Source organism: Streptomyces sp. WM6372, from assembly GCF_001279655.1.
Lineage (GTDB): Bacteria > Actinomycetota > Actinomycetes > Streptomycetales > Streptomycetaceae > Streptomyces.
Genome location: NZ_LGDB01000218.1, coordinates 1 through 20,458 on the forward strand (window position 1 = coordinate 1; position 20,458 = coordinate 20,458).

General features: G+C 72.6%; 16 protein-coding genes and 3 pseudogenes. 12 read left to right on the forward strand and 7 right to left on the reverse strand.

Annotation, left to right across the window (positions count from 1 at the left end):
- Positions 1-122 precede the first annotated feature (122 nt).
- Positions 123-236: a class III lanthipeptide gene (locus ADK52_RS43160; protein WP_199828578.1), complete on the reverse strand. Its 114-nt coding sequence runs from the start codon at positions 234-236 to the stop codon at positions 123-125.
- A 237-nt stretch (positions 237-473) separates the two neighbouring features.
- Entirely contained in the window at positions 474-3,029 is a 2,556-nt protein-coding gene (gene lanKC, locus ADK52_RS30860; protein WP_053693155.1) for a class III lanthionine synthetase LanKC, read from the reverse strand.
- 237 nt (positions 3,030-3,266) lie between these two features.
- On the opposite strand from lanKC, the gene ADK52_RS30865 reads away from it, so the two are divergent.
- The 3 genes from ADK52_RS30865 (at position 3,267) to ADK52_RS30875 (ending at position 8,688) form a co-directional block, all read left to right on the forward strand.
- A complete protein-coding gene (locus ADK52_RS30865; RefSeq protein ID WP_053693156.1) occupies positions 3,267-3,731 on the forward strand; it encodes a DUF4258 domain-containing protein in 465 nt (154 codons plus the stop codon).
- 118 nt (positions 3,732-3,849) lie between these two features.
- Positions 3,850-5,448 carry an AfsR/SARP family transcriptional regulator gene (locus tag ADK52_RS44645; RefSeq protein WP_053693157.1) on the forward strand — a complete coding sequence of 533 codons (1,599 nt, stop codon included), beginning with the start codon at positions 3,850-3,852 and terminating at the stop codon, positions 5,446-5,448.
- Positions 5,449-5,784: 336 nt separating this feature from the next.
- Positions 5,785-8,688 (forward strand): AfsR/SARP family transcriptional regulator, encoded by a 2,904-nt coding sequence (locus ADK52_RS30875; protein WP_159046073.1) that lies wholly within the window; start codon positions 5,785-5,787, stop codon positions 8,686-8,688.
- Here the strand turns inward: ADK52_RS30875 and ADK52_RS30880 are convergent.
- Entirely contained in the window at positions 8,621-9,415 is a 795-nt protein-coding gene (locus ADK52_RS30880; protein ID WP_053693159.1) for a GbsR/MarR family transcriptional regulator, read from the reverse strand. The genes ADK52_RS30875 and ADK52_RS30880 overlap by 68 nt on opposite strands.
- 265 nt (positions 9,416-9,680) lie before the next feature.
- Between ADK52_RS30880 and ADK52_RS30885 the strand changes: the two genes are divergently transcribed.
- The 5 genes and pseudogenes from ADK52_RS30885 to ADK52_RS30905 all read left to right on the forward strand — a co-directional run bounded on the left by ADK52_RS30885 (position 9,681) and on the right by ADK52_RS30905 (position 14,436).
- A complete protein-coding gene (locus tag ADK52_RS30885) occupies positions 9,681-10,661 on the forward strand; it encodes a hypothetical protein (protein ID WP_053693160.1) in 981 nt (326 codons plus the stop codon).
- Between the two features lie 45 nt (positions 10,662-10,706).
- A pseudogene (locus ADK52_RS30890) lies at positions 10,707-11,631 on the forward strand (serine hydrolase domain-containing protein).
- A gap of 118 nt (positions 11,632-11,749) precedes the next feature.
- Entirely contained in the window at positions 11,750-13,183 is a 1,434-nt protein-coding gene (locus ADK52_RS30895) for a carotenoid oxygenase family protein (RefSeq protein ID WP_053693162.1), read from the forward strand.
- A gap of 9 nt (positions 13,184-13,192) precedes the next feature.
- Positions 13,193-13,540: a hypothetical protein gene (locus ADK52_RS30900; RefSeq protein ID WP_053693163.1), complete on the forward strand. Its 348-nt coding sequence runs from the start codon at positions 13,193-13,195 to the stop codon at positions 13,538-13,540.
- Between the two features lie 86 nt (positions 13,541-13,626).
- Positions 13,627-14,436 carry a hypothetical protein gene (locus ADK52_RS30905; RefSeq protein WP_159046074.1) on the forward strand — a complete coding sequence of 270 codons (810 nt, stop codon included), beginning with the start codon at positions 13,627-13,629 and terminating at the stop codon, positions 14,434-14,436.
- Positions 14,437-14,758: 322 nt separating this feature from the next.
- Here the strand turns inward: ADK52_RS30905 and ADK52_RS44075 are convergent, their stop codons facing one another.
- Positions 14,759-15,223: a hypothetical protein gene (locus tag ADK52_RS44075; protein ID WP_053693165.1), complete on the reverse strand. Its 465-nt coding sequence runs from the start codon at positions 15,221-15,223 to the stop codon at positions 14,759-14,761.
- 127 nt (positions 15,224-15,350) lie between these two features.
- Here ADK52_RS44075 and ADK52_RS41855 point away from each other — a divergent pair.
- A pseudogene (locus ADK52_RS41855) lies at positions 15,351-15,560 on the forward strand (IS5/IS1182 family transposase); the annotation flags it as partial.
- A gap of 34 nt (positions 15,561-15,594) precedes the next feature.
- Entirely contained in the window at positions 15,595-16,224 is a 630-nt protein-coding gene (locus ADK52_RS30915; protein WP_053693166.1) for a class I SAM-dependent methyltransferase, read from the forward strand.
- Positions 16,225-16,230: 6 nt separating this feature from the next.
- Here the strand turns inward: ADK52_RS30915 and ADK52_RS30920 are convergent, their stop codons facing one another.
- Positions 16,231-16,497: a hypothetical protein gene (locus ADK52_RS30920; RefSeq protein ID WP_159046075.1), complete on the reverse strand. Its 267-nt coding sequence runs from the start codon at positions 16,495-16,497 to the stop codon at positions 16,231-16,233.
- Positions 16,498-16,733: 236 nt separating this feature from the next.
- Between ADK52_RS30920 and ADK52_RS30925 the strand changes: the two genes are divergently transcribed.
- The gene (locus ADK52_RS30925; protein ID WP_078988733.1) at positions 16,734-17,573 is read left to right on the forward strand and encodes an alpha/beta fold hydrolase; all 840 of its coding nucleotides are present in this window, start codon (positions 16,734-16,736) and stop codon (positions 17,571-17,573) included.
- Between the two features lie 38 nt (positions 17,574-17,611).
- Here the strand turns inward: ADK52_RS30925 and ADK52_RS30930 are convergent.
- Both ADK52_RS30930 and ADK52_RS30940 read right to left on the reverse strand, forming a co-directional pair.
- A pseudogene (locus tag ADK52_RS30930) lies at positions 17,612-18,267 on the reverse strand (DUF6596 domain-containing protein); the annotation flags it as partial.
- A 293-nt stretch (positions 18,268-18,560) separates the two neighbouring features.
- Entirely contained in the window at positions 18,561-19,154 is a 594-nt protein-coding gene (locus ADK52_RS30940) for a TetR/AcrR family transcriptional regulator (protein WP_053693170.1), read from the reverse strand.
- Between the two features lie 91 nt (positions 19,155-19,245).
- Between ADK52_RS30940 and ADK52_RS30945 the strand changes: the two genes are divergently transcribed.
- Positions 19,246-20,458 (forward strand): alpha/beta hydrolase family protein (locus tag ADK52_RS30945; RefSeq protein WP_053693171.1); only part of this gene is annotated, 1,213 nt, incomplete at its 3' end.

Genomic DNA, 20,458 nt, shown 5'->3' on the forward strand with positions numbered 1-20,458 from the left:
GGCGCTGCTGATGAGGAGCAGGCCGCCTTCCTCCTCGGCGATTTCCAGCTGCTGGAGGTTGAGGATGGACATGGTGTTCACCTCCTTTCCGTGCTCGTGCGGGCGGGCGTGTCACCCGTGGCTCAGTGGAAGGCCGGTGTGGTGCAGCACTGGGATCCGAAGCTGGCGCTGCTCATGAGCAGCAGGTCGCCTTCTTCGTTCGCGATCTGCAGTTGCTGGAGGCTGAGGATGGACACGGTCTTCACCTCGATTCCGTGGGCGGAGGTTCCTTCGCGGCCGGGCCGGGCGCTCCCGCCGGAGGCGGGACACGACTCAGGCGGCCGTGCCGTGGCACGCGTAGCTGATGGCGCTCGCGAGCAGAGCGGCGCCCTCCTCCTCGGAGATCTCCAGCTGCTGGAGGTTGAGGATGGACATGTCGGTCACCTCCTTCCGGCGGCAGGGGTTTCGCTGGGCCGGGATCGGCACAGCAAGCTTCAGGCGGCGGTGGCCGGTGCCGGCCCGCCGAGCAGGGGCAGGAGATGGTCGGTGCCGCGGTGGGCGCCGTCCATCGCCAGGAGCACTCCCGCCGATCCGGTGGCGAGGTCCATCGACAGCCGGACCAGGTGCCTGCCGGGGAAGGCGAGCCCGTCGCCGTGCGGCACGGCGTGCCGCCACAGATCGTGCCGGTGCCCCTGGAGCGCGGCGTCGTCGTCGGCGCCGTGGCCGGCGGCCGTCAGGAAGTACAGCAGTCCGGCGCGGCCGTCGAGCAGACCGGGGAAGACGGTGAACTGGCCGCGTGCCGCGAGCCGGATCGAGTCGAGGGCGTCGGCGAGGCCCTCCCCGGTGCGGTGCTTCAGGAAGGCCGCCAGGGCGAGTCCGATGCCGGTGGATCCGGTGCCGAGGTAGAGCACGGACCGCCAGCCGTCGTCGACCTGCAGGGAACCTTCGACGTCCACGCACCGTGCGAGGTCGCGGCGCAGCGCCTGCTCGGCGAGGTCGAGGTAACCGGGCTCGCCGGTGCGTTCGTGGAGCCGTACGAGGAACAGCGCGGCTCCGGCCGCCCCGGTCATGAGGCCCGCGCCGGGGTCCTTGGCGACCGGGTGGTCAAGGGCGGCCCCGATGCGCTCCGCGACGCGGTCGGCGATGCGAAGGGCCTGGTCGAGGTGGCCGCCGTCCCCGCGCCGGGCATGGAAGCCGAGCGCGGTCAGACCCGTGCCGGGCAGTCCGGTCAGCAGACCGAGGCTCGTCGGTTCGCCGGTGCGGTCGAGGGCCCGGCCCAGGATCTCGGTGGCCTCCTCGCTCCGTCCCAGGAGGTCGAGGACGGTGGCCACTCCGCAGGAGCCGTTGAAGAGGCCGACGGGCGCACGGTCGATGTCCCGCAGCGTCGCGGCGACGAGCCAGTCGCTCCACGCGGGGTCGACGGCGTGGCCCGTGGCGTGCAGGGCGTACAGGACACCCGCCGCGCCGTTGGACAGGTTCGTCCCGCCGCCCTCCCGCGCCCCGTCGGGATCGTTGGGGAAGAGCCGGTCGTCCCGGTCGGGGGTGGCGCAGGCGGTGAGCGCCGCGACGAGCCCCGCCCGGTTCTCCTCCCAGTCCCTGCCGACCGCTCCGGGGCCCGGTGGTGCCGGTGAGGTGGTCCCGGCGATCGCAGCCATGGCGGCAGCGGCTTCGTGGGCGTGGCCGGCCGGCAGGGGGAAGAGTTCGTGCGCCCAACGTGCCAGCTGATCGGGCTTGGCCGGGTCCGGGTTGGACAGCGCCGTCAGCGGGATGAACTGGTCCAGGCGCAGGGCGGCCAGGCTGTAGGCGTCGATGTCGGTGCCCGTGACGTGGGCGGGCGCCGCGAACCCCGGCGCGCCCAGCAGACCGGTGCGCTCCTCGCCGATGGGGTGGGCGGCTTCCAGGTCGATGAAGGTGACGGTGTCGTCGGGGCGCACGATGACGTTGTTCGGGTGCAGATCGCCGAAGACGACCCCGGCCCGGTGGACGGCGGCGACCGCCGCGGCGACCTTGTCGAGGACCGCGAGCGCCCAGTCGGTGTACTCCGCGTACGTCTGCGGTGTCGCGCCGGGTCGCACCAGCGGCAGGCGCCGCACGCCGGCCTTCGCCAGCGCGTCGCCGTCGATGTACTCCTGGACGAGGAAGTCGTGCTCCCAGTGGGTCTCGTAACCCAGCACACGCGGTACGAGACCGGTCCCGGCCAGCGCGGTGAGCATGCGGTGCTCGTGCCGCAGGCGGGCGACGGCGTCCAGACCCCGCGCGTCCAGCCCGGCCAGGGGCCGTGCCTCCTTCAGCACCACCAGGTCGCCGGTCCCGGTGTCCTTGGCCAGGTAGACCCCGCCCCCGTTGGAGAAGTGCAGCGGCCGCACGATCTCGTAGGGCAGGTCGACGCGGCTGATCACGCTGAACCGTTCGATGCGCTCACGGACGAAGCCGGGCATCGGGGCCCACTGCGGCGGGGTGAACGCCGCCGTCCGCGGATCGGCCACCGGGGTTCCGTCCGGCCGGACGATCGCCAGCACCGGAGCGTCGCCCCCGTCGTCGGCCCATATCGCGGCGAACGCCCCGTACCGCAGGAACACCGGGCTGCGCTCGCTCCAGCGCAGGTCGGACAGGATGTACGGGCCCCGCTGCCCGTCCAGCGCGTCCGTGAGGTCGTCCAGCAGCGTCTTCAGCTCCGCCTCGTCCGCCGGGTAGACGGCGATGAACTTCCCCGAGGAACCGCGGTGGGCGTACTTGGAGTTGAACGCCGACAGCAGCCGGCCGCTGCGCAGGTACTTGAAGGCGACGCGGTGGGCGGTGCAGACGGCGGCGGCCCGGTCCAGGACCTCCTGGGCGGCCGGGACATCGGCCGATACGTGGATCTTCCAGCCCTGGTTCGGCAGCGGCCGGCCGAAGAACACCCGCACCCATACGTCCGCGTCGTCCTGCACCACGGTGGCGTCGCCCACCTGCGGCGGCGTCCAGCGTTCGTCCTCGTCCGCCAGGCGCTGCGGCACGTCGAAGAACACCGGGTCGGCCAGACAGAACGCGTACATCTGTTCCAGGTTCATCGCTTCCCCCTGCCGGAATCCGCTGCTGACACCGGCAGATCCCGGAGGCAGCGGGTCAGTTCGTCGTTCATGGCCACAACTGTGCGGCGGGCCGGTCCTCGTGCGATGAACGGACGGCCATCGGCGCTGATCACAGCCGACGATCGCCCGCTCATCCCGCGTGGACGGCCACCGGCGATCTTCATTCCAGGCGGCCGCGGGGCCGCGCATCGTCAAGGAACAAGGGAAGAGCCCCCCATGATCAACTCAAAGCGCCTCCGGCTCGCGCTGGTCGCCCTCGCCGCCTCCGCGGCGACGCTCGCCGCGGTCCCGGCGCAGGCGGCGACGTCCGTCCCGTCCCAGACCCGGATCCAGGCCGCGGCGACCGCTCAGGTCGCAGACCTGGTGGACTCGCCGATCTCGCCGATGCGCTGCCGCGACGACGGCCAGGGCTGCCCCGAGCTCAGGAGCCCGTGCGGCGTCGACCAAGCTCCTACCACCATCAGCATCTGGTCGGAACACATGCTCGATCGGATGACCCAGCGAGGCATTACCGAGGAGCAGGTGCGGGCCGTCGTCGCCACCGGCAACGGCTGGTGCCAGGTCAGCCAGAAGACCTTCCTGTACCAGGAGCCGGTGGGCAACAGGACCCTGGTGGTTTCCATGGCCTGGAACAAGGGCGAACCGAAGGCTGTCACCGCTTACTGGAAGCCCGCTAACTGACCGGCCCGAACCGGAAGGGCTAAGGTGACGGTGGCCTGCACGGATCCCCCGTCCGCAGCGGCCACCGCCACACCGTCGTACACGCTGTCAGATCGCTCGACACCGCCGAGGAGTCCGGATGCGGGCAGGGGACGGAGCCGACGGCGCGCCCGGAGGTGACCACACCCCCCTCTTCCGGCTGCTCGGGCCGGTCCGGGTGGGCCTGCCCGGTGCTCCGGCGGCTCGCCCGGGACCGCCCCGCCAGCAGGCGGTCCTGGGCGTCCTGCTGTTACGACGGCGCCGCCCGGTCACGGTGGCCGAACTCGTCGCCGCCGTCTGGGGGAACGACGCCCCGGCCAGCGCGGCCGGGAACCTGCGCACCTACGCCTGGGGGCTGCGCACCCTCCTCGAACCGGGACGTGCCGCCGGGGAGCCGGCCCGGATCCTGCGCGGCGACGAGCACGGGTACGCGCTGCACACCCCGCCGGAATCGGTCGACGCCTGGCGGTTCGAGCAGCGGGCCGAGGCCGCCCGGCAGGCTCGCGAACGCGGCGACACCGCCGCCGAACACGCCCTGCTGGCCGACGCGCTCGCCCTGTGGTCGGGGGAGGCCCTGGCCGGCGTACCCGGCCCCTTCGCCGAAGAGGAACGGACTCGGCTGACCGCCCTGCGCACGACCGCCCGCAAGCGGCACATCGTCTGCGCCCTGCGCCTCGGCCTGCACCACACCGTGATCCCCGAACTGGTGCTCCTCACCCGGGAGTTCCCGTTCGACGAGGAACTGAGGGCCCTGCTCATGCGGGCCCTGCACGGCTGCGGCCGGCAGGCGGAGGCGTTCACCGTCTTCGCTGACACGCACCGGATCCTGGGCGAGGAACTCGGCGTCGCCCCCTGCCCGGAACTGACGGCCCTGCACGCCCGGCTCCTCGTCCACGACCCGCCACCCCTCGCCCCGGACCGCCCTCGCGCCCCTGTCCGGCCACAGGACCGAACGGCCCTCCCGGACGAGGCGGAACGCGCCCTCGCCACGGCGCGGCGCGTCCTGACCGAGGGGGCGGACCGCGGCACCGTCCCCGTCCTGGTGATCACCGGGCCCGGCGGGGCGGGCAAGACGGCACTGGCCGCGCGGATCGCGGACCTCGTCGCCGACCGCTTCCCCGACGGCCGGCTCTTCGCCGACCTGCGGACGTGGAGCCCGGTCCCGGCCGGTCCCGGCCCGCTCCTGGCGCACCTCCTCCAGGCCCTCGGGGTCCCGGCTTCGCGGATTCCCCCCGACCCGGACCAGCGGGCCGCGCTCTACCGGTCGGCCCTCGCGGGACGGAGCGTCCTCGCCGTCCTCCACGGCGCCCGCGACGCGGCGCAGGTCACGCCGCTGCTGCCCGGCACCCCCGGCAGTGCCGTCCTCCTCACCACCCGCTCCCGCGTCCTCGCACCCGCCCTGCCCGCCGCGATGCGCATCGAGCTCGCCGCCCGCTCGTACGCCGAAGGCCCGCCCCGCGGAGAGCGCGCGGGCACACCGGGCACCGGTGCTCCGGGCCAGGAGGACCTGCCGCCCGCACTGGCCCGCGCCGCCCGCCGCCTCACCCGCTCCGAAGCAGGCGCGTCGTCCGTCGAAGCCCTCGCGGCCGTGCTGGGCACCACCCCGGCGGACGCGGCCCTCATCGCCGAGGCGCTGGTCGACGCGGGGGCGCTGGACACGCCCACCGCGGGCACCTACCGCCCGCCGGCCCGCCCCTGAGGGACCAGGGGGTGTCCGCCGCCTGAATTCGTGACGCGGCGCCGGAATTTCGTCACAGGTGCCCGTCCGCCGGGTGCGCCCGGACGGGTCAGAGCCGCACGCACCCCCCAGACCCCTCGTGCGGCCCCGCTTCTCCCGGCCGAGCTCGGGCGCCCTTCACCGCATGCCTCCTAAAGGTGCATGGCATTCACATGATCCTTCGAGAGGGCAGTCAGGCCACCGCCCTGCCTGGCAAGGTCGTTCCAGGCCCGGCGGGCCGGCCCCCCTGCCACCCGCCGGGCCAGGGGAATCCGTCTGCCCTTCAACGGAGGTGACGCCGTGCGTACGATCCCCACCGTGGACCGCGCTGAGCTGCCCGAACCGTTCTTCTCCGTGCTCGGCGCGGTCCGGGCCCGCAGCGGCGGCGTACCGGTTCCGCTCGGCTCGCCGCAGCAGCGGGCGCTGCTCGCGATGCTCCTCCTGCGACGCAACGACCTCGTGGACCTCGACGAGATCGTCGACGGCCTCTGGGGGGAGGAGCCACCGCGCACCGCGGTGGGCACGGTCAGGTCGCACATCTACCGGCTCCGGCGTGCGCTCGGGTCCCGGATCGCGACCCACGGCCAGGGGTACCTCCTGCACGTCGCCCCGGGCGCACTGGACCTCGACGTGTTCGACGGGCTCGTCGCCAAGGCCCGCGCGTGCACCGCCGCGGAGGAGACCGGCGAGGCGGCCGGGCTGCTGGCCCGGGCGCTCGAGTTGTGGCAGGGAGCTCCGCTCGCGGGGCTCCCCGGCCCGCACGCCGGGATCCACCGCGAACGCCTCTCCGAGCTGCGGCTCTCGGTGCTGCTGGAACGCATCGAGCTCGACCTGCGGCTGGGACGGCACGACCGGCTCGTCCCCGAACTGACCGGCCTCTGTGCGGAACACCCCCTGCACGGAAGACTGCGGGAACTGGCCGGGCTCGCGCTCGCACGCAGCGGTCGCGGCGCCCCGGCGGCGCCGGACGAGCGGGCCGCCCGCCCCCACCGGCCACACGGGACGCCGCCCGCCGCCGATGCGCCCACCGCACCCGGTGAACCACCCGTCCCGCCGGAACGCGCCGCGCCGCCGCTGCCGCCGCCGTCCCTGCCCAAGCCGGCCCAGCTCCCCTGCCCACCGGACCACCTCATCGGCCGCACGGAGGAAGTGGCGCAGCTCCTCGGCACGCTGACGACTCCTCGACCCGGGTCCATCGCCATCGTCACGGTCACCGGCACCGGAGGCGTCGGGAAAAGCGCGCTGACCGTCCACGTCGCCCAGCGACTGCGGGACCGCTACCCGGACGGGCAGCTGTACGCGAGCCTGCACGGCACCTCGAAGGACCCCGCGGACCCCGGCACGGTCCTGGCCGGCTTCCTCCAGGCGCTCGGGACACAGGAGCCGGAGATCCCGGCCGGTGCGCAGGAGCGGGCCGCGCTCTTCCGCACCACCGTCGCCGACCGGCGGATCCTGCTGGTCCTGGACGACGCCCGGGACACCGCCCAGGTCGAGGCACTGCTCCCGGGAACGCCCGCCTGCGCGGTCCTCGTCACCGGGCGTTCCACGCTGGACGGGCTGCCCACCGTACGCCGCGTGCGCCTGGAACCCCTGGCCGTCCCCGAGGCACTGGCCGTGCTCGGCGCCGTCGCGGGTGCGCAGCGGATCGCCGCCGAGCCCGACCAGGCGGCGGCCCTGGCCGAGCGCTGCGGCGGACTGCCCCTGGCCCTGCGCCTCGCCGGCGCGCGCCTCGCGGCCCGGCCTTCGTGGACGTTGTCCGACTTCGTCAGCCTCCTCGACGGCAGCCACCCGGCGTTCCCCGCGCTGCCCCCCTTCTCCGTGTTCCCCGCGCCCGCCGGATCGCAGGACGGCATCACGGCATGCATCCGGCCCGGCTACGACCTGCTGGAGGACGAGGAGGCCCGGCTGTTGCGGCTGTTGGCGCTCCCTTGCCGGGGCGCCACGGACATCGCCGGGGCCGCCGCCCTCGGGGGGCTGTCACCGGCGCGTGCCGGGCAGTTCCTGGAGCGGCTGACCGGCCTCGGTCTGCTCGAATCGCCCTGTCCGGGTGTCTACCGCCAGTACCCCCTGCTCCGGATGTTCGCGGCCGAGCGCTCCCGGGAGCAGGACCGGCCCGAGGAGCGGGCAGCGGCCATGACCCGCTTCCTCGACCACCTTCTCGCCGAAGCCCGCACCGTCCACGCCGCCGAGCGCCCGGGCCACCACGTCGTCGGCCTGCTCACGCCGGGCACGTGCTCCGGCCGCCCCGACAGCCGCCGACGGCTGGTCGACCCCGAACACGACGGCGCGCTCGCCTTCGCCGCGCAGATCCTCGACGCCGTGCCGTCGGCCGTCGCCGTGGCCGCGGACCTTGCGCTCGCCGTCGAGCCGCTCCTGGAGGGCTCGTACCTGTGGGCCGATGCCCTCGAACCGCTTCGCCGGATCCTGCGGACCGCCCAGGACCAGGGGCACCTGCGAGCGGCCGGCCGCGCCGGTCACCTGCTCGGCAGCGCACTGGCCCACCTGGGACGGCTGGACGAGGCCGACCGGATCCTGGACGCCGCCGAACACGCGGCGCGGGCGGTGAGCGACGAAGCGGTACACGGCGGGATCCTCAACCGCCGGGCCCACGTCTGCCAGTACCGGGCGCACTGGCACCAAGCCGACGCCCTGCACCGGCAGGCCGTCACCGCCGCCGAGGCGTACGGAAGCGACTGGGCCTGCCGCAACGCCCGCGCGAACAGCGTCAGCACGCTGCTGCGCCTCAGCCGGCGTGACGAGGCCTCCGAGATCAGCCGGGCCACCCTCGACTCCGCCGTCGAGGCGGGGGACCAGGGCGGAGAGGCGTACGCCCTCTACAACCTGGGACTCACCGCCCGCCACCTCGGCCGCACCGACGAGGCGGTCGGCCGGCACCGGCAGAGCGCCGAACTGGGAGCGCGGCAGGGCTCTCCCGCGATGGAGGCGATGAACCTGGTGTCGGAAACGGCCGCCCAACTGGCCGGGCACCGCCTGCCGGACGCCGTGGAGTGCGGCGAACGCGCGGTGGCGGCAACCCGCCGGCTCCGCTGGCACACGGCCGAGGCCCGGGCACTGCGGCTCCTGGGCAGCGCACTGGCGGCCGCCGGCGACCGGCAGCGCGCCAGGGCCCGGATCGAACAGGCCGCCGAAGCGCTCACCCTTTCCGGTCTGCCCCGGCACGCGCACGATCCGCTCCTGCCGCCTGACGTTCCGTCGGCGTGAACTCGCCCGTCGTGGCGGCCGAACCCCGCCGCCATTCCTCGGCCGCCCGGATCATGGCCTGCCCGACGTGTTCGAAGAACTGGCCGATGTCTTGCATGCGGGTACCGGCGGGTGTGGTCGCGCCGAGCGTCCGGGCGCTCTGACGGGCGAAGTCGGCCAGCACGGTGTTCTGGCGCGCGCTGGCCATCCAGCCCCGGAACCAGGCGTCGGCGTCGATGACGTACCGGTCGCGCCGCCGGCCGGGGTCGCGTTCGCGCCTGATGAGTTCCTGCTGTTCGAGTTCGCCGACGGCCTTGGAGATGGAGGCGGGGCTGACCTTCAGGCGCTGGGCGAGCTCGGTGGCGGTCAGGCTGCCGTGGTCGGTGACGTACAGGCAGGTCAGTACTCGGGCCGTCATCCGAGGCAGGCCCGTGCCGACCATCAACGCGGTGAACCGTTCCTCCAGTTCGTGGACGGCCTCGGGGTCACGCCCGTGTGCGCCGTCCCCGGGCAGGTCGTTCGAAGCGGCCGCGGCCGGGGCCTGCTTGCCGCGGCGGGCGCGCCCGATGGTCGACCGCTGCGCCGCGTCGGCCCGGTAGGCGCCGGCGCCGCCGTTGCGGGCCACTTCCCGGGTGACGGTGGAGATGGGTCTGCCGAGGCGGCCGGCGATCTCGGTGTAGGTGAGTCCTTCCACCAGCCCCTCGGCGATCTCCAGACGTTCCTGGTGGGTCAGTCTGCCTCCGGGCATCGGCCTTACCTCCGTGTCGTGTCCTCGCGTGCCCCCAGTATTGCGTTCATGGCCAGGCCATTGCAAATTACCTGAGGTCGAATTTGCATTCACCTTCATCATCATTGCAAATCAACACCTCTCTGACCTGCGAATATTGAACTTCTTCCACTCGATCAATTGACGAAATGGTGAAAGCAATTTAGCTTTTACTCATTCGCGAACGAGCGATGCGAACCGAGCCCGCCCGGCCGAGGGTTGCTCGTCGCCGTGATCGGAGCCCTCCATGACGTCCTTCCTCACCCCGCTGCGCACCTGGCACCGGCCGCTCCTGGTCTGCTCCGCCCTCATGCTCGGCCTGGTGTTCGTCTCCGGCGCAGGGCTCGTGGTGGACAGCCGAACGCTGCTGGACGAGTCGGTGTGGCTGAAGCCGCTCAAGTTCGGCTTCGCCTTCGCCCTCTACGCCGGCACGCTGGCGTGGCTGCTGACCAAGCTCACCAGGGGCAGGCGGCTGGGACGCCGGCTGGGTACCGTCTTCGCGGTGGCCGCAACCGCCGAGGTGGGCGCCATCACCACCCAGGCGGCACGCGGCACCTTCAGTCACTTCAACGCCGACCAGGGCGACCCGATCACCCGCGCCCTGGTCCCCGTCCTCACCTTCGGCGTGATGGTCATCGTCATCGCGCAGTTGATCCTGGCGGTCGTCGTGCTGATCCAGCGCACCGGCGGGGCGGCACTGAACCGGGCCATCCGCGCCGGGCTCGCACTGGCCACCTTCGGCATGGTCGTGCCGGTCTACTGGATGGTCACCGAGATCCACTCCCGTACGGTGACCGACGCCAACGGCCATCCCGTGCAGATGTACCAGGGCCACGGCATCGGCGACCCCGACGGCCACGGCATGCCCCTCACCAACTGGAGCGTGACCGGCGGCGACTTCCGGGTACCCCACTTCTTCGCCCTGCACGGCATCCAGGTGCTCCTCCTGATCGCCGCGGTGCTGGCCGCCCTGGCCGCCGAGCACGTCTGGCTGCGCGACGAGAAGGTGCGCGCCCGCCTGGTCGGCAGTGCCGCCCTCGGCTACACCGGGCTGGTCGCGGTGGTGACCTGGCAGGCGCTGCGCGGCCAGTCCCTGATCCACCCGGACAGCGCCACGCTCCTCGCCCTCACCGCGGTAGCGCTGCTCACGGCGGCGACCACCACGGGAGTGATCGTCACCGCCCAGCGCGCCACCACCCCACCGGCCGAGACCCGGATCGCGTGCTGAACCTCCCTGCCTTCCACGACACCGAACCCCGAAAGGAAGCCCCACATGAACACGCCCTCCCCCCGCCCCGAGGTGCAGCACGCCCTTGACCACGCAGTGGCCTGGAAGGGCGCTCCCGGCATCGTCGCCGAAGTCCGTGACCACAGCGGCACGTGGTTCGGCTCGGCGGGGTTCTCCGACACCGGCACCAGGCAGCAGCGCCGGCAGTCCGAGCGGTTCCGCATCGGGAGCACCACGAAGGCGTTCACCGCCACCGTGGTCCTGCAACTGGCGGCCGAAGGCAAGCTGGACCTTGAGGACACGATGGAGCAGTGGCTACCCGGCCTGGTGGCGGGCAACGGCCACGACGGCCGTGCGATCACCATCCGGCAGTTGCTCAACCACACCAGCGGCATCTTCAACTACGGTTCGTGGAGAAGGCCACGGGCGCGGCGCAACGCTCGCCGAAGAGCTCACCCGGCGGATCGTCCTCCCGCTGAAGCTGAACGGGACCTACCTCCCGGGCACCGGCACGAAGATCCCAGGTCCGCATCCGCAGCACTACTCCACCCTGTTCTCCTCCGACGCCGAGCCCGTCATCCACGACGCGACCGAGAGGGACCAGTCTTTCGCCTGGGCGGCCGGCGGCATCGTCTCCACCACCGGTGACCTGCAGCGCTTCTTCGGCGCACTGCTCGGCGGACACCTGCTGCCGGCTGACCGGCAGCGGGAGATGTTCACCACCGTCGAGACCACCGGACCCGTCCCGTGGATACCCGGTACCCGCTACGGCCTGGGCATCTTCTCCCAGGCACTGCCGTGCGGCGTCACGGTCTGGGGCAACGCGGGCGCGACCTACGGCTCGTGGACGTACGCCGTGGGATCCCGTGACGGCGAGCACCTGCTCACCAGCCAGGTCAACGGCGACTGGAGCGGCCTGAGCGTCTTCGACGACCTGCTCGGCGCCGAGTTCGGCCCGACGCGCATGTAGCCGTCCCGCTCTGCGGGACAGAACCCGGCCTCGTCGTACCCCCGTGGCGCCGCCCCGAGCACCGCGCTTCACTGGAAGGTGTCGGCAGGACCGGAACCAGCTCACTCCGGGAGGTCCCGTGAACACGCACACGCCGCCTCGCTTCGACCCCACCCGGGTTCCCCACCTGCTGGGCCCGTTCGCACCGGTGAGCGAGGAGGTCGACGTCGCCGACCTGGAGGTGACCGGCGAGATCCCGACGGCGCTGGACGGGCTGTACCTGCGCAACGGCCCCAATCCCCGCTTCACCCCGATCGGCTCCTACCTCTACCCCATCGACGGGGACGGCATGCTGCACGGGGTCTGGCTCTCGCAGGGCCGCGCCCGCTACCGCAACCGCTTCGTACGCACCCCCGCGCTGCGGGCCGAGGAACGGGCCGGCCGGGCCCTGTGGGGCGGCCTGGAGTCGTTGATCGTGCCGGACGCCGACCAGGTCGGGCCCGAGCTCGCGGGCACCTTCAGGGACATGCCCGACATCAACGTCGTACGGCACGGCGGCCGGCTGCTGGCGCTCGCCGAATCCGCGTGCCCCTACCGGATCGGCGCCGGTCTGGAGACGCTCGGCCGTGAGGACTTCGACGGCGCCCTGCCGACCGGCATCACGGCCCACCCCAAGATCGATCCGGTCACGGGCGAGATGGTCGTCTTCTGCTACGGCCTGGAGCCGCCGTACCTGACCTGGTCGGTCATCGGCCGCGACGGCGCGGTCACGCGCGGGCCCACACCCGTCGACGGCGTGGACGAGCCGATGATGATCCACGACATGGCCCTGACCGAGCGCTACGCGGTCATCGTCCTCGCGCCCGCCTTCTTCGACCTCGCCGCGGCCATGGCGGGCGGCTCGTTCCTCGCCTGGCGGCCCGAGCGCGGGACCCGCGTGGTCCTCGTCCCGCGCGACGGCGCACCGCCGCGCCGGGCCGCCGACGAAGCGTTCTGGCTCTGGCACACGGTGAACGCGTACGACGACGGACCCGGCCCGGACGCCCCGGTGGTCCTGGACTACGTGCAGTGGAGCCGGCTGACCGTCGGCGGAGAACCGGAGCCCGGAGCGGCCCCCACGAGCGGCGGACTCGTACGGGCGCGCATCGACCCGGTGGCGGGCACCATGGCCCGGACCACGCTGGACGACGCCCGGGTGGAGTTCCCCCGCATCGACGACCGGCGCATCGGCCGGCGCCACCGCTACGCCGCGCTGGCCACCGAGACCGGCCGGACGGACCTGCTGCCCGGCGAGTACGACGCCGTGCGCTTCCACGACACCGAGGCCGGCACCGCCCGCGTCTGGGATGCCGGTGACCTGTCCGTCGGGGAGCCGGTCTTCGCACCGGTACCGGGGAGGGCCTCCGAGGAGCACGGCTACTGGCTGACGTTCGCCACCGACCGCACCGACGGGTCCGCCTGGTTCCTGGTCGTCCCGGCCGAGGACCCGTCCTCCGGCCCCGTGGCCCGCGCCCGGATCCCGGTCCGGGTCCCCCTGGGCCTGCACGGCTCCTGGCTGCCGACCGAAGACTGAGCGAGGTGCGTGACATGGCTGTTCGCCGACTTCGCCTTCACGAAGAAGGTCCACGACAGTGAGGTCCACCGCGGAGACACGGTCTTCTCCTACCTGCCCGGCCGGTACCCGGACACCGACACCGTATGCGTCACCTCCAACGACTCCCGTTCCTTCCTCACGGACGGACACAGCGGCACCATCCCCGCGAACACGGTCCATGAGCGAGCGTTCGAGGACACGGACGTCGTGGTCGCGGTGCTCGTCGTCATGGTCGACGGGGTCCTCATCACCCTCGCCGGAATCGGATGCGCCCTCGCCGGATACCTGATCCACCGCCGTGCCGAACGCAGACGGCTCGTACCCGTGGCCATCTGACATTCGCGACGAGCCTGCGCCGTGGACGAACACGGCCTGGCGCGGGGAGGATCAGGGAGCTTTCGTGCTTCTGTCATGCTTGCGCCATGTTCGAACCGGAGAACGCAGCTGGTGTGACTGCGCCCGCAGCACGGCGTAAGCGGCTGATCGCGTCCGTGATCTCGATTGCGGCCATGGGGATCGGCGTGGTTCACGTCGTCCGGCCCGATGTGAAGATCGATGGCACGACCCTGGCGCTCGCCGCCATCGCGGTGGTGCCGTGGCTGGGTGACCTCTTCGAGAGCATCGAACTTCCCGGCGGCACCAAGCTCCAGTACCACAAGCTGGAAGAGCGAGTCGACGCAACAGAACAGCGCACGGAGGAAATCCGGCAAGCAGCCGACGACGCAGCCCGGCAGGCTCGGGTCGCCTTGGTGACCTCGGGAAGCGAAACCGTGGCGGGCGGCTCACCGACGGAGAGGGTTGCACAGCTCACCCACGAATTCACCGAGCTGCGGCGCACCGAACCCTCCGGTCCCGGACGGACCCACCGCCAGGAGCAGATCTTCGCCGAACTGGTCAGGCTCACCCCGCAGCTGGCCGACATGGATCTGCACGCGGCGCTCGGCTCGGACGACGGCGGGACGCGCCTGACCGCATACGCGCGCCTGTACGCGATACCGGGGCCCGAGCACCTCAGGGCACTGGTGGAGGCGTCCGTCGAGGAGAACGTGCCCTTCAACCAGTACTGGGCCTTCCACGCGGTCGGCGCCGTGATCGACACCATCGGTGCAGGCCGGGTCGACCTGGCAACGGCCCGCCGTCTCCGCTCGTACCTCTCACGGGTCCCGGAGAACAGCGACCGCGCCTGGGCACTGCGCGCCGTCCTCACACGACTGGACGACGACGCGGCCTGAGCGAACGAGCCGCCCCCGGGGTGGTGGCCGCCGAGGTTGCCGGGTCCGGGCCGCCAGAACCGCGGTCGTGTTCGTCTGAGCGGCTCCTCCCGCAGGGCCGCCCCGTCCTCTGCCCAGCGCAACGCAATCAGCCGTCCGGCTCGGCGAACGGCTCAGCGTCACGACCGAGGCCCGGGTCTCCGGGGACGCGTTCAGCGGCGTGCTGGTGACCTCTCCGGCCTTCGCTGCCGACGGCACTTTGCGGATGGACGACAACCTCCTCGTGGCGGTGGCAACGGTCTCCTGCGCCGCCGAACCGGGTTCCTATGAGGTGCGGTTCGGCTCACCACCCGGCAATGAGAATGCTTCCAAGATCGACCGGCTGTGGGGCAGCGTCCGCGTGGCGCCCGCCGGTGCGGCGGAGCGGGCGGAGTGCGCGCGGCAGGTGGCCCAGCGGCAGCCGGAATCCCAGGAAGAGAGGTATCCCGCGGGCACGCAGTGGCCGGCATCGCCCTGGGACGTGCGCACCGTTCAGGCCGGAGGGCAACTGAAGGCCGAGGACGGCCTGGAGATGGGCCATGTCGTAGTGGTCGCGCGGGTACGGCATCAGGACCCGTGGCACACCGACGCCCGGTATCCGGGTCGGTCGCCAGCGGTCGTTGCGCCAGATGCCTTCGTCGCGGGAGCGGCACTCGTCGCAGTCCGCCGGATCTTCGCCGTGCCGCCGCGGCTCGGGCAGAACGGGCGGGCGCAGCGCGGAGACGCGCAGTCCGTCCGCGTCGAAGGGGCTGATGTCCCATCCGGTCATCCTTGCCGGCGGAAGCCAAAGCTCATCATCCGCGGCCGCACGTGCGTGGTCGTAGAACTCATCGGGTCACGAGGCCGTGATCGTAAGACTGGCTGTGCCCTTGGGCCGATGACGGCCCGTCGGAATCGGACCGCCGCTCTCACTGGGCGTCTCCGGCGCGAACATGCACGACAACCTCGGGCTCGAACCGCTCGTGCACGGCATCCCGCCGATCCGGTCCCGACGAGGACCCCGTCGTCGGCGTCCCGGCAAGCTCCACGCAGACCAGGACTACGACCACGACCATCTGCGCCGCTGGCTCCGCCGGCCCCGCCGACGCGGGGTCCCGGGCCGCATCGACGGCGGACTGCGCGGGTGTTAGCTTCGCCCCCGTGGCGGAACACCAGGACGAGACCAGGGCGGCCTACGACGAAGTCGTCGAGCTCTACGCGTCGTTGTTCGCCGACCGGCTGGAGACGCGGCCGTTCACGCGGGCCATGATCACCACCTTCGCCGAGCTGGTCCGCGGGACGGGGAACCCGCGCACGGCCGACGTCGGGTGCGGGCCCGGGCATCTGACGGCCATGCTGTGCGACCTGGAGCTGGACGCCTTCGGCCTCGACATCTCCCCGGCCATGGTCGACCACGCCCGGCGGGCCCGTCCGGCACTGCGGTTCGACGAGGCCCGGATGGAGGCCCTGCCGGTCGAGGACCGCGCGCTCGGCGGCGTTCTGGCCCACTACTCGATGATCCATACCCCGCCCGGGGAACTGCCCGTGCTCCTCGCCGAACAGGCGCGCGTACTGGCGCCAGGAGGACTGCTCCTGGTCTCCTTCTTCGCGACCGACGGTCCGGAGCCTGTCCGCTTCGACCACAAGGTGACGCCCGCGTACAGCTGGCCGGTGGACGGGTTCTGCGAGCTGCTGGCCGGCGCCGGGCTCCCGCCTTTCGCCCGGCTGCTCCACGACCCGGCCTCCGAGCGGGGCTTCCTCGACGCCCACGTGCTGGCCCGCCGGCAGTAGAGCGCCTCAGCCCGTCTCCTCGGGCGGCGTCGCCCGCGACGCACGGCGCCCCCGCCACCACACGGTCACGGTGGCGAGGCCTCCTGCGGCGACGAAGAATCCCACCTTCACCGCGGCCTTGCCGGACAGCAAGGCCGCGCCGACCCCCAGGTTCAGGCCCAGCTCCCAATAGATCGCGCACACACCTGCCGCGGCGAGCGCCCCCGCCGCGACACCCATCGCACCCCGCCGCCATCGGCTCCCGTCGGTACGGTCCCCCGTGTCACTGGTCATGGGGACCACGCTAAGGAGCCGGGCGGCGGTCCTCGTCCGCACGAAGGATGATCGTGCGGCCAACTTTCGTCGCTGGAAGCCCCCGACGCACGAGCCGAAAGTCGCCGAGGATCTATACAAATGTATTGAACGAACGTCTTATACATGTGTATGGTTCTGGCGTGGAGAGAGCGGCCGAACGACCGCTCTCTCCACGCCCGTCCGCACCCGTCCTGTTGCGCCGCGAGGAGTCCGCCATGAGCGTCACCACGACAGCGACCGAGATCGCCCAGCCCGTCAGCGCCGTCAGCGCCGTCAGCGCCGTCCGCGCCGTCCTCGACATCGGCGGCCGTGCCCTTTCGTACCTGGACTTCGGCGGCACCGGCCGCCCGCTGCTGGCCCTGCACGGCCACCTCTCCGAGGGCGCTTCCTTCACGGCCCTGGCCGGCGCCCTCGGTCCCGAGTGGCGGGTCATCGCCCCCGACCAGCGCGGCCACGGAGACTCCGACCGTGCCACCGACTACACCCGGGCCGGCTACGTGGCCGACCTCCGAGCGCTTGTCGACCACCTCGGCCTCGACCGGTTCGCCGTCCTCGGCCACTCTCTCGGCGCGTTCAACGCCCTCCACCTGGCGGCCGAACTCCCCCACCGGGTCGAGGCCCTGATCAATCTCGACACGGCCGCCGACATACCCTCCAGGCACGCGAGCCCGCTCGCCTTCGTCCTGTCCTTCCCCTACACGGCCGCCACCCGCGAGGACCTCCTGGCCGCCCTCGGCCCGGTGGCCCCGATGCTCGACGGCGCCCTGCGCCCGCTCCCGGAGGGGGGCTGGCGGCTCCCCTTCCACCCGCAGGACACCGTCACCTCCGAGAACGCCGTCCACGGCGACCACTGGGAGCAGTGGCTCGCCACCGACTGCCCCGCCCTCCTCCTGCGCGGTACGTCCAGCCAGGTCCTCGCTGCCGACCACGCCGCCGACATGACCGCCCGCCGCCCCCACACCACGCATGCCGCCCTGGACGCGGACCACTTCCTCCAACTGCGCGCCCCCGAAGCCGTCCACACCGCGGTCCGCTCGTTCCTCGCCGGACTCTGAGCGCCCCGCACGGGGTCTTGGGCATCCCGTCACGAAACGGCGTACGGCGGCGCCGCCGTCGTCAGGGCGCCGTCCCGCTCGGGGAGGTACGCGGCCACCGCGGCGTGGCGGGGCAGCGAATCGTCCGGCGTCGCGAGCGCCGCCGGGCCGGTGCGCGGTCCGTCCGCCTCGCCGACGGCGACCGCGAGGTTGAGGCGTACGTCCGGACTGTCGGTCAGGCGCGCGAGTTCGTCGCACCACCCGAGGATCTGCACCCAGTCGGTCTCCCCGGCGGTGGGCGCGCCGGCGTGGAGGGCCGCGATGGCGGCCTGGGCCTGGAACCCGCCCAGCCGGTCGCGGGCGAGCTCCCACGCAGGATCCGGACGCCCTCGGCGATCAACGCGGTGCTCCCACCGGCCGCGGTCCTGCTCGCCGAGCGGTACGAGGCTGCCGTCGGCGGCGGTCCGGGTGGCGCGCCGGGTGTGGTGGAGCGGCATGAGGGCGACCAGCCCCGCCACTTCGGGGTGGGCGCACAGGACGTAGGTGACGTAGGTATGGAGCGTGTCGTCCACCGCGGGTGCGGGCCCGGGCGCCGGCTGCTCGTCGATGAGGTCCTCACGCCGGCGGCGTGCGGTGTCCGCGCGGGCCCGGTCGAGGAACCGTCTCCAGGCACGGTGACGAGCCGGCCCTTCGCATCCCGCGAAGGGCCGGCCGGCGATGAGGTCCGTGGTCTCGGCGAACGCCCGTCGCTGACCGGCCCGTCGGTGACCGGCGGGCGCCCCTCACCGTCGTACCGGACGACGAACGTCCCCCCCCCGGGGCGAGCGCCTGGCCGTCGACGAACTCGCCGGTCCCTCGATCCGGACCGCGAAGTCCTGCACGTACTGCACGTACTGCACGTACTGCACGTACTGCACGTACTGCACGTGCGCCGAGATCCCGGGCATCCACCGGTCCATGAGCACGTCGTTGACCGGAGCCCGGGCTCCGCGGGCCCCGGCCGTCCTCTCAGGTCGGCTGCGACGTGGCCGTACCGCCGAGGAGGCGGTCCACGAGAAGATCCGGGTAGCCGGAGGCCGGCGGGTCGATGCCGAAGATCGCCCGCAGGTACAGCGGCGCGACGAGCTGGTCGAGGATCCGGTCGAGGGGCGGGGGGACCTCGCCGCGCGCGATGGCGCGGTCGCGGATGCGCTCGATGGCGCCGAGGCGGCGCTGGAACTGCTGCGCGCGCTCCCCCTGGGCCGTGGCGCTGCCCGGCATGGACAGGGCGACGGCGCGGATCAGCAGCCGCCCTTCGGCGGTGCGGATGCTCGCGACGCCGGCTTCGGTCCACGCCGTCAGATCGCCGCGCAGGCTTCCGGTGTCGGCCAGCGGCCAGTCCCGTTCGAGCCGGGTGACGACCACATCGGCCAGGAGGGCCTCCCGGCTGCCCCAGCGCCGGTAGACGCTGGTGTGGTTCACCCCGGCACGCTGCGCGACCGCGGGGATGGTCAGGTCCGCACCCTCGGGGTCGGACAGCAGATCGATGACGGCCTGGTGGACCGCCGAGCGGACCTGCTCGGGGCTCTTGCGAAGGCGCGGGGCCGGTTGTTTCGAAGTCACCCCCACATCGTAAGCACAACTATTTGCTTAATCGCGCCCGGCCGGTCTACAGTTCTGCCGTACGCACAGATCTGTGCTTAAGGAGAGTGTGATGAAGCCGCTGCTGTTCCCCGGCAACCCCCAGTTCTGGTACGAGACCCTGCGCTCCATGAGCCACATCGCCTACGGCGGCGCCGACTTCGGCGAGGTCGTCTCCACCGGCGAGCGCATCGAGGAAGGCGACTACGACAGCTGGCACGAGGAGTGGATGGCGACCGCCGACCGGGTGGCCGCCGAAGCCCAGCGGGCCCTGGACGCGGGCCACACCATCAGCGCCCGGGACGGATTCCTGCGCGCCTCGAACTACTACCGGTCGGCGGAGTTCTTCCAGCACGGCTGGCCGTGCGACCCCCGCCACGACCACGCCTACGACCGCAGCGTCGCCTGCTTCCGGGCCGCGGCCGCGCTCCACACCCCGCGCATCGAACCGGTCCGCATTCCCTACGAGGACACCACCCTCCCCGGCTACCTCTACCGGGCCGACGACACCGGCACGCCCCGCCCGACCCTGATCATGCACAGCGGTTTCGACGGCACCGCCGAGGAACTCCACTTCAGCGGCGCGCTGGCCGCCGTGGAACGCGGGTACACCGTCCTGACCTTCGACGGCCCGGGACAGCCCGGCCCCCGCCACCACCAGGGCCTGGTCTTCCGCCCGGACTGGGAGAACGTCATCACCCCGGTCATCGACTTCGCCGAAACGCTCCCCGAGGTCGACACCAGCCGCATCGCGCTCCTCGGGAGCAGCATGGGCGGCGTACTCGCCCCCAGGGCGGCGGCCTTCGAGCACCGCCTCGCCGCCCTGATCGCCGTCGACGGCGTCTACGACCTGGGCCAGGTGTCCACCCGCCACATCCCCGGTGACCGCGACGAGGCCGAACGGCTCCTGCGCGCGGACTCCGCCCCCGAACTCGACGCACGCTTCGAGCAGATCACGGCCCAGGACGCCACCGCGCGGTGGGCGATCAACCACGGCATGTACGTGATGGGCGTCGAAACCCCCCGGGCCTTCAGCGCCTCCTACCTCGACTACACCCTCGCCGGCGGCATCGCCGAGCTGATCCAGTGCCCCACCCTCGTGTGCGACGCGGCCGAGGACGAGTTCTTCGAGGGCCAGCCCGAACAGCTCTACGAGCACCTGACCTGCCCCAAGACCCTGATGCTGTTCACCGCCGAGGAAGGCGCCGGCGCCCACTGCCACCCCGGAGCCATGCGTCTGGCCCTGGCCCGCATCTACGACTGGCTCGACACCCCCCTCGCCGCCC

Coding starts and splice junctions, on each gene's coding strand:
- lanKC (WP_053693155.1), bottom strand. CDS start 3,029: ATGAACCTGGAACAGATGTACGCGTTCTGTCTGGCCGACCCGGTGTTC.
- ADK52_RS30865 (WP_053693156.1), top strand. CDS start 3,267: ATGATCAACTCAAAGCGCCTCCGGCTCGCGCTGGTCGCCCTCGCCGCC.
- ADK52_RS44645 (WP_053693157.1), top strand. CDS start 3,850: ATGCGGGCAGGGGACGGAGCCGACGGCGCGCCCGGAGGTGACCACACC.
- ADK52_RS30880 (WP_053693159.1), bottom strand. CDS start 9,415: ATGCCCGGAGGCAGACTGACCCACCAGGAACGTCTGGAGATCGCCGAG.
- ADK52_RS30885 (WP_053693160.1), top strand. CDS start 9,681: ATGACGTCCTTCCTCACCCCGCTGCGCACCTGGCACCGGCCGCTCCTG.
- ADK52_RS30905 (WP_159046074.1), top strand. CDS start 13,627: ATGTTCGAACCGGAGAACGCAGCTGGTGTGACTGCGCCCGCAGCACGG.
- ADK52_RS44075 (WP_053693165.1), bottom strand. CDS start 15,223: ATGACCGGATGGGACATCAGCCCCTTCGACGCGGACGGACTGCGCGTC.
- ADK52_RS30920 (WP_159046075.1), bottom strand. CDS start 16,497: ATGACCAGTGACACGGGGGACCGTACCGACGGGAGCCGATGGCGGCGG.
- ADK52_RS30925 (WP_078988733.1), top strand. CDS start 16,734: ATGAGCGTCACCACGACAGCGACCGAGATCGCCCAGCCCGTCAGCGCC.